A 12,588-nucleotide genomic window follows, 5' to 3' on the forward strand; every position below is an offset into this window, starting at 1 on the left:
CCCAGCCGTAGAGTGTGGGCATGGTCGATGTGAAGCCACGCAGCCGGACGGTCACCGACGGACTCGAGGCGACTGCCTCGCGCGGCATGCTCCGCGCGGTCGGGATGGGCGACGACGACTGGGCGAAACCGCAGGTCGGCGTCGCGTCGAGCTGGAACGAGATCACCCCGTGCAACCTGTCCCTGGACCGGCTCGCGAAGGCGGTCAAGGAGGGTGTGCACGCGGCCGGCGGCTATCCGCTGGAGTTCGGCACGATCAGCGTGTCCGACGGCATCTCGATGGGCCATGTCGGCATGCACTACTCACTCGTCAGCCGGGAGATCATCGCCGACTCGGTCGAGACGGTGATGGAGGCCGAGCGGCTGGACGGCTCGGTGCTGCTGGCCGGCTGCGACAAGTCGCTGCCCGGCATGCTGATGGCCGCGGCCCGCCTCGATCTCGCGTCGGTCTTCCTGTACGCCGGTTCGATCATGCCGGGCCGGCTCGGCGACAAGGACGTCACGATCATCGACGCCTTCGAGGCGGTCGGCGCCTGTGTTCGCGGCCTGATCACCCGGGAAGAGGTGGATGCGGTCGAGCGCGCGATCTGCCCGGGCGAAGGTGCCTGCGGCGGCATGTACACGGCCAACACCATGGCCGCCTCCGCCGAGGCCCTCGGCATGTCGCTCCCCGGTTCGGCGGCCCCGCCCGCGGTGGACCGCCGCCGCGACGGCTATGCGCGCAAGTCGGGTGAGGCCGTCGTCGGCCTGCTGCAGAAGGGGATCACGGCCCGCCAGGTCCTCACCAGGGAAGCGTTCGAGAACGCCATCGCCGTGGTGATGGCGCTCGGCGGCTCGACGAACGCCGTACTGCACCTGCTCGCGATCGCGCGCGAGGCCGAGGTCGACCTGACCCTGGACGACTTCAACCGGATCGGCGACCGGGTGCCTCACCTCGGTGATCTCAAACCGTTCGGGCGCTACGTGATGACGGACGTCGACCGGGTCGGCGGCATCCCGGTGGTGATGCGCGCGCTGCTCGACGCCGGCCTCCTGCACGGTGACTGCCTGACCGTGACCGGCAAGACGATGGCCGAGAACCTGGCCGACATCGCCCCGCCGGACGTCGACGGCACGATCATCCGCGCCCTGGACAAGCCGATCCACCACACCGGGGGCATCACCATCCTGCACGGCTCGCTTGCTCCCGAGGGGGCGGTGGTGAAGAGCGCCGGGTTCGACTCGGACGTCTTCGAAGGTACGGCGCGCGTCTTCGACGGCGAGCGTGGAGCGATGGACGCGGTGGCGACCCTGGTTCCGGGCGACGTCGTGGTGATCCGCTACGAGGGCCCGAAGGGCGGCCCCGGGATGCGCGAGATGCTCGCCGTCACCGGTGCGATCAAGGGTGCGGGCCTCGGCAAGGACGTCCTGCTGCTGACCGACGGCCGTTTCTCCGGAGGTACGACCGGACTCTGCGTCGGTCACGTGGCCCCCGAAGCCGTCGACGGCGGCCCGATCGCGTTCGTCCGGGACGGTGACCGGATCACTCTCGACGTGAAGAACCGGACCCTGGAACTCCACGTCAGCCCCGAGGAACTCGAGGACCGCCGCAAGGGCTGGCTGCCGCAGGCCCCGAACATCACCAAGGGCGTCCTCGGCAAGTACACCCGCCTGGTCCGCTCGGCCTCGGAGGGCGCTGTCTGTATCTAAGACGGCCATCTCAGATCATGGGATGCCGGGCTGCCTGACTTGACCCGGTCGCGGTGTGTCGGCGAGTGTTGCCTACATGCGATCGATTCTCCTCGTACTTGTGCGGCGCGCCGACTGACGCGACCAGCAGAGTCGAGCGCGCCCCCTTCAGCCCACCCGGCGGAGGGGGTTTTTTGTTGCCAATGCGACTATCCGCGACCCGGATGAGCATTGCCGGCAGCCAAGCGCGAGGATGGATCGGTCGCGAAGCCAAATCGTGACAGGACAAGGAAGGCACTCATGAGTGAGCAGCTGACCGGGGCACAGGCTCTGATCCGCGCACTGGAACATGCCGGGGTGGACACCGTCTTCGGCATCCCGGGTGGCGCGATCCTCCCGGCGTACGACCCGATGCTCGACTCGACCCAGATCCGCCACATCCTGGTACGTCACGAGCAGGGCGCCGGCCACGCCGCCCAGGGGTACGCCGCGGCGTCCGGCAAGGTCGGCGTCTGCATGGCCACCTCCGGACCGGGCGCGACGAACCTGGTGACGCCGATCGCCGACGCGTACATGGACTCGGTCCCGCTGGTCGCGATCACCGGTCAGGTGGCCAGCGCCGCGATCGGCACGGACGCCTTCCAGGAGGCCGACATCCGCGGCATCACGATGCCGATCACCAAGCACAACTTCCTGGTCAACGACCCGAACGACATCGCCAGCACGGTCGCGGAGGCGTTCCACATCGCCTCGACCGGCCGGCCCGGCCCGGTGCTCGTCGACGTGACCAAGGACGCGATGCAGGCCAAGGTCGACTTCCAGTGGCCGACGGAGCTCTCGCTGCCCGGCTACCGGCCGGTGACCCGCCCGCACCCCAAGCAGGTGCGTGAGGCGGCCCGACTGATCGCGGCCGCCGAGAAGCCGGTCCTGTACGTCGGCGGCGGCGTGATCCGGGCCAAGGCGCACGCCGAGCTGAAGGAACTGGCCGAGCTGCTCGGCATCCCGGTGGTCACGACGCTGATGGCCCGCGGCGCGCTGCCGGACACCCACGAGCTGCATTTCGGCATGCCGGGTATGCACGGCTCGGTGTCCGCGGTCGGCGCACTGCAGCGCTCCGACCTGCTGATCTGTCTGGGTGCACGGTTCGACGACCGCGTGACCGGCAAGCTCGACTCGTTCGCGCCCGACGCGAAGGTGATCCACGCCGACATCGACCCGGCCGAGATCGGCAAGAACCGGGCCGCGGACGTGCCGATCGTGGGCGACTGCAAGGAGGTCATCACCGACCTGATCGCCGCGCTGCGGACCGAGATCGCCAACACCGGCCGCACCCCGTCGTACGAGACGTGGCGCCACCAGCTCGACGCGGTGAGGACGAAGTACCCCGTCGCGTACGACGAACCCGAGGACGGCAGCCTGTCACCGCAGTACGTGATCGAGCGGATCGGCAAGATCGCCGGCCCGGACGCCGTCTACACCGCGGGCGTCGGTCAGCACCAGATGTGGGCCGCGCACTACCTGCCGTTCGAGAAGCCCGGCCACTGGCTCAACTCCGGCGGCCTCGGCACCATGGGGTACGCCGTTCCGGCCGCGATGGGGGCCAAGGTCGCCCGGCCGGACAAGACCGTGTGGGCGATCGACGGCGACGGCTGCTTCCAGATGACCAACCAGGAGCTCGTCACCTGCGCGCTGGAGGGCATCCCGATCAAGGTTGCCGTGATCAACAACCAGTCACTCGGCATGGTCCGGCAGTGGCAGACGCTGTTCTACGACCAGCGCTACTCCAACACCGACCTGCACTCGGCCCGGATCCCGGACTTCGCCAAGCTGGCCGAGGCGATGGGCGGTGTCGGGCTGCGCTGCTCCGACCGCGACTCGGTGGACGCGACGATCGAGAAGGCGATGGCGGTCCACGACGCGCCGGTGGTGGTCGACTTCGTCGTGCACCGCGACGCGATGGTCTGGCCGATGGTCGCGGCCGGCACCAGCAACGACGACATCCAGATCGCCCGGGACATGGCGCCCACCTGGGAAGCCGAGGAGCTCTAGTGACTGAGCGAAGCGAAGGCACAATTCAGCACAGCGTCCATGCGACATCGTCGCCCGCAGCGAAGCGAGGACGATGATGTCGAAACACACACTGTCGATCCTGGTCGAGAACAAGCACGGTGTGCTGGCCCGGGTGGCGGCGCTGATCTCCCGCCGCGGGTTCAACATCGATTCGCTCGCGGTCGGGCCGACCGAGCACCCCGAGGTGTCCCGGATGACCATCGCGGTCAGCGTGGACGAGCAGCCGTTGGAGCAGATCACCAAGCAGCTGAACAAGCTGGTGAACGTGATCAAGATCGTCGAACTCGAGCCCAGCCAGACGGTGCAGCGGGAACTGCTGCTGGTGAAGGTCAAGGCGGACACCCTGACCAGGGGACAGGTGCTGGAGACCGTCCAGCTGTTCCGTGCGAAGGTGGTGGACGTGGCTCCGGACGCGATCACGATCGAGGCGACCGGTAATCCCGAGAAACTCGAGGCCATGCTCCGGGTGCTGGAACCCTTCGGCGTCCGCGAGCTGGTGCAGTCCGGCATGGTGGCGATCGGCCGGGGCAGCCGCTCCATCTCCGACCGCACACTGCGGCCGGTCCCGGTGCCACCGCCGCACGTCGCGTCGGGCACCCCGACCGTGCAGGCGCAACCGGCCGAACGACCCCACCACCCGGTGCCGGCGCCGCCGCCGGGCCGATCCGTCGCCCGTCAGAGCTGAGTCCGCCAGGCTGAGCCCGCAACCCGCGCCGTACCCCCATCAACTCAGAGGAGAAGTGCCACCAGTGGCAGCAGAAATGTTCTACGACGACAACGCCGACCTGTCGGTGATCCAGGGCCGCCACGTGGCCGTTCTCGGTTACGGCAGCCAGGGCCACGCCCACGCACTGTCGCTGCGCGACTCCGGTGTCGACGTCCGCGTCGGCCTGCCGGAGGGTTCGAAGAGCCGGGCCAAGGCCGAGGCCCAGGGCCTGCGGGTGGTCACCCCCGCCGAGGCGTGTGAGGAGGCCGACGTGATCGTCGTCCTCGCGCCGGACCCGGCCCAGCGCAAGCTGTACGCCGAGGCGATCGAGCCGAACCTGGTCGACGGCGACGCGCTCGTCTTCGGTCACGGCTTCAACATCCGGTTCGGCTACATCAAGCCGCCGGCCGGCGTGGACGTGTTCATGGTCGCCCCGAAGGGCCCGGGTCACCTGGTCCGCCGGGAGTTCTCCGAGGGCCGCGGCGTACCGGTGCTGGTCGCGGTCGAGCAGGACGCCTCCGGCAAGGCCTGGGACCTGGCGCTGTCGTACGCCAAGGGCATCGGCGGCCTGCGCGCCGGCGGCATCAAGACCACCTTCACCGAGGAGACCGAGACCGACCTGTTCGGTGAGCAGGCCGTCCTCTGCGGTGGTGTGTCCGCGCTGATCCAGGCCGGTTTCGAGACGCTGACCGAGGCCGGCTACCAGCCGGAGGTCGCGTACTTCGAGTGCCTGCACGAGCTCAAGCTGATCGTCGACCTGATCTACGAAGGCGGTATCGCCAAGCAGCGCTGGTCGGTGTCCGACACCGCCGAGTACGGCGACTACGTGTCCGGCCCGCGGATCATCGACGCGTCGGTGAAGGCCCGGATGAAGGAGGTCCTGAGCGAGATCCAGGACGGCACCTTCGCCGCCCGGTTCATCGCCGACCAGGACGCCGGCGCGCCGGAGTTCGCGGAGTTCCGGAAGCAGAGCGAGTCCCACCCGATCGAGGCCGTCGGCAAGGAACTGCGCGGCCTGATGGCGTGGGTCAAGTCCCACGACGAGGACTACGTCGAGGGCACCGCGGCCCGCTGACGCACGACAAGGGAGAGGTCCGGGCGCCCAGCTGGGTGGCCCGGACCTTCTCCTTTGGCACAATCGGTGACGAATCCGACGCGCTGTGGGGGAGGTGACCGGTGGTGGAGGACGGCAGGCACGCGCTGCCGCGGCCGCCTCGGCGGGTCCCCGCGGGCGCGTCCACGCTCACCCAGCTCCAGACCGGGACGCCGAGACCGCCGCAACCACCGCGCCCGGCCCGGCAGCCGTGGAAGTTCGGCCGCTTCCTGGCCGGTTTCGTCGTCACCCTCGTCATCCTCGCCGCCGGTGCGACCGCCGGCTGGTACGTGCGCGCGGAGAGCCTGCGGATCGACACCGAGAAGGTCCGCGAGACGGTCAGGTCCGGCGTCGTCCGCGTCCTCGCCACCACCTGCGAGGGCACTGGTGAGGCTACCGGCGTCCTGGTCGGTGACGGCCGGATCCTGACCGCCGAGTCCGCCGTCAAACAGCCGCTGTCGCTGGTGATCGTGACCGAGGACGGCCGGGTCCGGCGGGCCAACCCGCTCGGCATCAGCGCGGACGGAGTCGCCGTACTGCGCCTGATCGGGCGTCTCGACCACGAACCGGTGCCGCTCGCGACCGCGGATCCCGACCCCAAGGCCGAACGCGCCCTGCTCGGCTACACCGCGGCCCGGCAGCTCACCGCGCGATCCGTCGGTACGGCGGAACAGCCGCAGGCACTCAGTTCGGTGATGAACGCGGCCAAACTCGGCGGACCGGTCGTCGACAAGTCCGGCCGGGTGGTCGGCCTGGTCACCGGTGAGACGGTCGCGACGAGCACGATCGTTCCGGTGGAGAAGCTGCGGCAGTACGTGGCACCCAACGCTGCCGGGCTCACGCCCGAGCCGGGTGGGACCTGTGAGCGGTCGCGGGGCCCGCAGACCGCGATGGTCCCGGATCTGCTGGTCGCGTCGACCCCGCTCGCGGTGGAGTCGCAGAAGCTGCTGGGCACCTACCTGACCCTGCTGAACCGGCACGACTTCGCCGGGCTGCGGCAGCAGGTCTACTCGAGGCGGCTGATCCGCGCCTACCCGGAGGAGAAGGACCGCGACCGCCACCAGACGTCGTACTTCTTCGGCGCCAGGGTGACCGAGGTCAGCAGGCACGGCACGGCCGGCGCGAACGTGCGGATGGCCTTCACCGTGCTGTTCTCGCCGAACGCCAACGGCGCGCAGGGGCAGACCTGCAACCGGCTGGACGTGCGCTACCAGCTCGTCCGGGAGAGCGGCCGGCTCCGTCTCGACCTGGGCACGTCGGTCACCGACCCGCAGAGCTGCGACACCGACTGACCGGATCCTGGGTGCCTCGGCGGGCACCGGATCGGACGGGGTACTATCGGTCACAGCGGGCACAGCGCGGTGCTCAGACTCAACGAGCCCCTACCGCTTCTGCAGGAGACTTCTCCCATGACTGACGTAACCCGGCCCGTCGTCCTGATCGCCGAAGAGCTCAGCCCGGCCACCGTCGAGGCGCTCGGCCCCGATTTCGAGATCCGGCACACCAACGGCGCCGACCGCGCCGAACTGATCCCGGCCATCGCCGATGTCGACGCGATCCTGATCCGCAGCGCCACCAAGGTGGACGCCGAGGCGTTGGCCGCCGCCAAGCGGCTCAAGGTGGTCGCCCGGGCCGGTGTCGGCCTCGACAACGTGGACGTGAAGGCCGCCACCCAGGCCGGTGTGATGGTGGTCAACGCGCCGACCTCCAACATCGTCAGCGCCGCCGAGCTCGCGGTCGCGCTGCTGCTGGCCACCGCGCGCCGGGTCCCGGCCGCCGACCAGTCGCTGAAGAACGGTGAGTGGAAGCGCAGCAAGTACACCGGGGTCGAGCTGTTCGAGAAGACCGTCGGCATCGTCGGGCTGGGCAAGATCGGTGTCCTGGTCGCGCAGCGGCTGGCCGCCTTCGGCATGAACGTGATCGCCTACGACCCGTACGTGCAGGCCGGCCGGGCCGCGCAGATGGGGGTCCGGCTCGCGTCCCTGGACGAGCTGCTGTCGGTCAGCGACTTCATCTCGGTGCACCTGCCGAAGACCCCGGAGACGATCGGCCTGATCGGCGACGAGGAGCTGCACAAGGTCAAGCCGGAGGTCATCATCGTCAACGCGGCCCGCGGCGGCATCGTCGACGAGCAGGCGCTCTACAGCGCGCTCAAGGAGGGCCGGGTGGCCGGCGCCGGCCTGGACGTGTTCGCGACCGAGCCGTGCACCGACTCGCCGCTGTTCGAGTTCGAGAACGTGGTCGCCACCCCGCACCTGGGCGCCTCCACCGACGAGGCGCAGGAGAAGGCCGGTATCGCGGTCGCCAGGTCGGTCCGGCTCGCGCTGTCGGGTGAGCTGGTTCCGGACGCGGTCAACGTCCAGGGCGGCGTCATCGCCGAGGACGTCCGGCCGGGCATCGCGCTCACCGAGAACCTCGGCCGCATCTTCACCGCGCTGGCCGGCGGTGTCGCGCAGCAGCTCGATGTCGAGGTCCGCGGCGAGATCACGCAGTACGACGTCAAGGTGCTCGAGCTGGCCGCGCTCAAGGGCGTGTTCGCCGACGTGGTCGAGGACAACGTCTCGTACGTGAACGCGCCGCTGCTGGCCGCCGAGCGCGGTCTCGAGGTCCGTCTGCTCACCGACCACGACAGCCCGGAGCACCGCAACCTGATCACCCTGCGCGGCACCCTGGCCGACGGTGCCCAGGTGTCGGTGAGCGGCACGCTGGTCGGCGTACGGCAGTCGGAGCGGCTGGTCGAGATCGACGGGTTCGACGTCGAGATCGAGCTGTCGGCGCACCTGGCCTTCCTCACCTACGAGGACCGGCCGGGCATCGTCGGCCAGATCGGCCGCATCCTCGGCGACGCGGACGTGAACATCGCCGGCATGCAGGTCAGCCGGGACCGCAAGGGCGGCAAGGCGCTGGTCGCACTGGCCGTCGACTCCGCGATCCCCCCGGCGGTGCTGGACGACATCGCCACCGCCGTTCAGGCCGACACGGCCCGGACCGTGGACCTCGACGCCTGATTCACCCGAACGACTGCTTTACTGGAGGCAGGTCAGCCGCCCGCAGGCGCATGGCGGCCGACCAGGGCCCGAGCCCCATGGCTCGGGCCCGCCTCATGTCCGGCGTCTGATGTCTAGCGTCTGGTGGCGAGCAGTACGGCGGCGTCCGCGGCCACCATCACCTCGACGGTGGTGAACCGCTTGTCCATCAGCCACTCCTGCCGCAGCGTGTCGACCCGGCCCTCGTACATCGGCGGCCAGACCGCGGACGGCGTGAAGTCGTCCAGGACGACGAAGCCGCCGGGCTCGACCACGTCGGCGATGATGTCGCGGGCCGAGATCTTCGCCTCGCGCGCGTCCACGAACAGCAGGGAGAACGGGCCGCGCTCGATCAGCGCGGTCCAGTCGGCCGAGACGACCTCGATCCGCTCGTCGTCGGCGAACAGCTCCGCCACCGCCTTGGCCAGCTGCGGATCGCTCTCCGCGGTGACGATCTTCGTCTGCTCGGTCGCGCCGCTGCGCAACCAGGCCGAGCCGACACCGCAGCCGGTGCCGAGCTCACCGACGATGCCGGTCTTGGACGCCGCCAGGGTGGCGAGCAGCCGGCCGGTCTCGTTCCGGGTCGAGCTGACGAATCCGCGCCTGCCGGACAGGCTGAGGGCCGCCGACACCAGCGGCGGCAGTTCTGGAGGAGCGCTCACCGGCTGAGAGTCGCACAGCATCGGTCCAGTCATCGCACCGAGATCTCACATCCCGGGACAACCTGCCCGCATAGTGGTGAGATAGTCGGACGTCAGAGTAAATTCGGTCGGGTCGTGCCGCCCGCAGCTGTCGGCATTCGCAGTGTCGGCAAGACCCATCCGGAGAGCAGCATGTACGACATGTATCCAGCCAACTGGCCCGCGATCGACGCCAGGGAACGGAAGGCGGCTCGCCGTCGCCGTCCGGCCCGCCGTACCGCCGACTCGGCCGAGGTCAAGGCTGCGCAGGAAGCCATCAACCGCGTCTACAACGGAGAACCGAAGAAGTGACCGAGCAGAAGACCTTCAGGCTGGCCGTGGTCCCGGGGGACGGGATCGGACCCGAGGTGACCACCGAGGCGCTGAAGGTGCTCGACGCGGTCGCCGCGCAGCACGGCGTGACCTTCGAGCGGACCGAGTACGACCTCGGCGCCCGGCGCTGGCACGCCACCGGTGAGACGCTGCCGGACGCCGAACTCGAGGAGATCCGCACACACGACGCGATCCTGCTCGGCGCGATCGGTGACCCGACCGTGCCATCCGGTGTGCTCGAGCGCGGCCTGCTGCTGAAGCTCCGGTTCACCCTCGACCACTACGTGAACCTGCGGCCGTCGAAGATCTACCCCTCCGTCGGCTCCCCGCTGGCGAACCCGGGCGAGGTCGACTTCGTCGTCGTCCGCGAGGGCACCGAGGGCCCGTACGTCGGCAACGGCGGCGCCCTGCGCGTCGGTACGCCGGCCGAGATCGCCACCGAGGTGTCGGTCAACACCGCGTACGGCGTGGAGCGGGTGGTCCGCGACGCGTTCGCCCGGGCCCAGGCGCGGCCGCGCAAGAAGCTCACGCTGGTGCACAAGAACAACGTGCTGGTGCACGCCGGCCACCTGTGGAAGCGGACCGTGGACGCGGTGGCCGAGGAGTTCCCGGAGATCACCGTGGACTACCTGCACGTCGACGCGGCGACCATCTTCCTGGTCACGGACCCGGCCCGGTTCGACGTGATCGTCACCGACAACCTGTTCGGCGACATCATCACCGACCTGGCCGCCGCGATCAGCGGCGGTATCGGGCTGGCCGCGAGCGCCAACATCAACCCCGACCGGACCGCGCCGAGCATGTTCGAGCCGGTGCACGGCTCCGCCCCGGACATCGCCGGCCAGCAGAAGGCCGACCCGACCGCCGCGATCCTGTCCGCCGCGCTGCTGTGCGACCACCTCGGCCTGACCGAGGCCGCGCGCGCGATCGAGGCGGCCGCCACGGCCGACATCGAGGAGCGCACCGGCGCCGCCCGGACCACCGCCGAGATCGGTGACGCGATCGCCAAGCGGGCAGCAGGCTGAGGCTCGCATGACCACTGAGGTGAGAGGTACGGTGCGGCTATGAGCGAGCGGAGCGAGCGACCCAATAACACTGCCGCCATCGCGCTCATGCCGGAACCGAGCGCCAGCGAGGTGCAGGCATGAGCGCCGATCTGCAGTTCACCGTTGAGCCAAACACCCATCCGGCCAGCGACGACCAGCGCGCCGCGATCCTGGCGAACCCGGGATTCGGGCAGAACTTCTCCGACCACATGGCCATCGCCACCTGGACTCCGGAGTTCGGCTGGCACGACGCGAGGATCACCGCCTTCGGGCCGCTGGAGCTGTCTCCGGCCACCGCGGTGTTCCACTACGCCCAGACCATCTTCGAGGGGATGAAGGCCTACCGGCATCCCGACGACTCGATCCACCTGTTCCGTCCCGAGGCCAACGCGGCCCGGTTCGCGCGGTCCGCGCACCGGCTCGCGCTGCCGGAGCTGCCCGAGGCGGCGTTCCTGGACTCGCTGCGGAAGCTGGTCGAGATCGACCGCGCCTGGGTGCCCGGCGGCGGCGAGACGTCGCTGTACCTGCGGCCGTTCATGTTCGGCTCGGACCCGTTCCTCGGCGTCCGGCCGTCGGCGCAGGTCACGTACTGCGTGATCGCCTCCCCGGCCGGCTCGTACTTCGCGAACGGCGTCAAGCCGGTCCGGATCTGGCTGAGCGAGGAGTACACCCGAGCGGCCCCCGGCGGCACCGGCGCGGCGAAGACGGGCGGCAACTACGCCTCGTCGCTGCTCGCCCAGGCCGAGGCCATCGAGCAGGGCTGCGACCAGGTCGCCTTCCTCGACGCGGTGGAGAAGAAGTGGGTCGAGGAACTCGGCGGGATGAACCTGTACTTCGTCCTCGACGACAACTCGGTGGTCACGCCGGAGCTGTCCGGCACCATCCTCGAGGGCGTCACCCGGGACTCGATCCTGAAGCTCGTCACCGACCTCGGGCACCACGTCACCGAGCGGAAGATCTCGATCGACGAGTGGCGTGACGGCGCCGCGTCGGGCCGGATCCGCGAGGTCTTCGCCTGCGGCACCGCCGCGGTGATCACGCCGGTGGCGTCGCTGAAGTGGAAGGGCGGCGAGGTGCAGGTTGCCGACGGCAACGGCGGCCCGATCACCGCGGCCGTCCGCAGTGCCCTCCTCGACGTCCAGTACGGCCGCGCGGCCGACCCGCACGGCTGGATGACCCGCGTCTGCTGATCCCTCCGGCACATTGACGACCCGCTCCTGCACTCAGGAGCGGGTCGTTGCACGTGCGCTCCGGCCGATTCGACACAGGGCACCAGATGCCGATGGCAACAGCCGACGGCCCGGTCGAGCCTGCGGGCAGGCGACTTCACAGGATCTTCTCAGGTCTCAGCGGTGGACTGACGGTCGCCGCCGGCAGCCGCGGTTGGGTAGGGTCGGGGGCCATGAGCAGCTTCCCGGACGACGTCGAGGCCTACTACGCGGAGCTCGCCGAGCGGCGTGGCTGGTCGCCCGAGACGGTGGCCGCGATGCGGTCGACCGTGGAGCTGATCCGGGACCTCGACCGCGGCACCGCTCCGCGGACGTACGGCGCGCTCGCCAACGAGGACGACGGCACGGACTGGCTGTTCGAGGCGGTCTGGCACGAGCGGGAGTGGGTCGTCGTCCGGCAACTCGGCGCGGCCGAGGACGGCACGCTGACCCGCTACTGGTGGCAGCGGATCGAGGACGACGAGGGCATGCTCACCGACAAGGCTCTCGACCGCGACGAGTGGGGCCTGCGCCCGCTCACCCGCGAGGACTTCTACACCGCCTGGGACGACCCGGGCTCGTCGCTGACGGCGTAGAACCTGGACTCTGCGGGACCCCGCAGTACTGAATGTTCGTGATTCGAGACGCTGCCGCCACCTGGTGGACCTGTTGTGGCAGACTGCCAATGTCATGAAGAACTACCGGGTCATTATTCCCTAGGCGCGCTCAGCACAGTGGTACCTGAGCGCGCAGACCTCT

At 69.8% G+C, this 12,588-nt stretch carries 11 protein-coding genes; 10 read left to right on the forward strand and 1 reads right to left on the reverse strand.

Annotation, left to right across the window (positions count from 1 at the left end; translation table 11 throughout):
• The first annotated feature begins 20 nt into the window (after window positions 1-20).
• The 6 genes from ilvD (at window position 21) to serA (ending at window position 8,544) form a co-directional block, all read left to right on the forward strand.
• On the forward strand, window positions 21-1,688 hold the full coding sequence (ilvD, locus tag ACYVOK_RS24970) for a dihydroxy-acid dehydratase (protein ID WP_460664963.1): 1,668 nt from the start codon (window positions 21-23) through the stop codon (window positions 1,686-1,688).
• A gap of 279 nt (window positions 1,689-1,967) precedes the next feature.
• On the forward strand, window positions 1,968-3,716 hold the full coding sequence (locus ACYVOK_RS24975) for an acetolactate synthase large subunit (RefSeq protein ID WP_460664964.1): 1,749 nt from the start codon (window positions 1,968-1,970) through the stop codon (window positions 3,714-3,716).
• A gap of 76 nt (window positions 3,717-3,792) precedes the next feature.
• Complete coding sequence (gene ilvN, locus ACYVOK_RS24980) at window positions 3,793-4,422, forward strand: acetolactate synthase small subunit (protein WP_460664965.1); 630 nt, start codon at window positions 3,793-3,795, stop codon at window positions 4,420-4,422.
• A gap of 76 nt (window positions 4,423-4,498) precedes the next feature.
• Window positions 4,499-5,518 carry a ketol-acid reductoisomerase gene (gene ilvC, locus ACYVOK_RS24985; protein WP_460665163.1) on the forward strand — a complete coding sequence of 340 codons (1,020 nt, stop codon included), beginning with the start codon at window positions 4,499-4,501 and terminating at the stop codon, window positions 5,516-5,518.
• A 104-nt stretch (window positions 5,519-5,622) separates the two neighbouring features.
• Window positions 5,623-6,828 (forward strand): S1 family peptidase, encoded by a 1,206-nt coding sequence (locus tag ACYVOK_RS24990; RefSeq protein ID WP_460664966.1) that lies wholly within the window; start codon window positions 5,623-5,625, stop codon window positions 6,826-6,828.
• A 117-nt stretch (window positions 6,829-6,945) separates the two neighbouring features.
• Complete coding sequence (serA, locus tag ACYVOK_RS24995) at window positions 6,946-8,544, forward strand: phosphoglycerate dehydrogenase (RefSeq protein WP_460664967.1); 1,599 nt, start codon at window positions 6,946-6,948, stop codon at window positions 8,542-8,544.
• A gap of 113 nt (window positions 8,545-8,657) precedes the next feature.
• On the opposite strand, the gene ACYVOK_RS25000 is transcribed toward serA, so the two are convergent.
• On the reverse strand, window positions 8,658-9,224 hold the full coding sequence (locus ACYVOK_RS25000; RefSeq protein ID WP_460664968.1) for an O-methyltransferase: 567 nt from the start codon (window positions 9,222-9,224) through the stop codon (window positions 8,658-8,660).
• 114 nt (window positions 9,225-9,338) lie between these two features.
• Here ACYVOK_RS25000 and ACYVOK_RS25005 point away from each other — a divergent pair, with 114 nt between their 5' ends.
• From ACYVOK_RS25005 to ACYVOK_RS25020, 4 genes are all read left to right on the forward strand, one after another.
• Window positions 9,339-9,554, forward strand: a complete 216-nt coding sequence (locus ACYVOK_RS25005) for a hypothetical protein (RefSeq protein WP_460664969.1) — start codon at window positions 9,339-9,341, stop codon at window positions 9,552-9,554.
• Window positions 9,551-10,600 (forward strand): 3-isopropylmalate dehydrogenase, encoded by a 1,050-nt coding sequence (locus tag ACYVOK_RS25010; protein ID WP_460664970.1) that lies wholly within the window; start codon window positions 9,551-9,553, stop codon window positions 10,598-10,600. Before ACYVOK_RS25005 ends, ACYVOK_RS25010 begins: the two co-directional genes overlap by 4 nt.
• A 119-nt stretch (window positions 10,601-10,719) precedes the next feature.
• On the forward strand, window positions 10,720-11,811 hold the full coding sequence (locus ACYVOK_RS25015) for a branched-chain amino acid aminotransferase (RefSeq protein WP_460664971.1): 1,092 nt from the start codon (window positions 10,720-10,722) through the stop codon (window positions 11,809-11,811).
• 212 nt (window positions 11,812-12,023) lie between these two features.
• On the forward strand, window positions 12,024-12,425 hold the full coding sequence (locus ACYVOK_RS25020) for a hypothetical protein (RefSeq protein WP_460664972.1): 402 nt from the start codon (window positions 12,024-12,026) through the stop codon (window positions 12,423-12,425).
• The last annotated feature ends 163 nt before the right edge of the window (window positions 12,426-12,588 follow it).

Source organism: Kribbella swartbergensis, assembly GCF_054784135.1.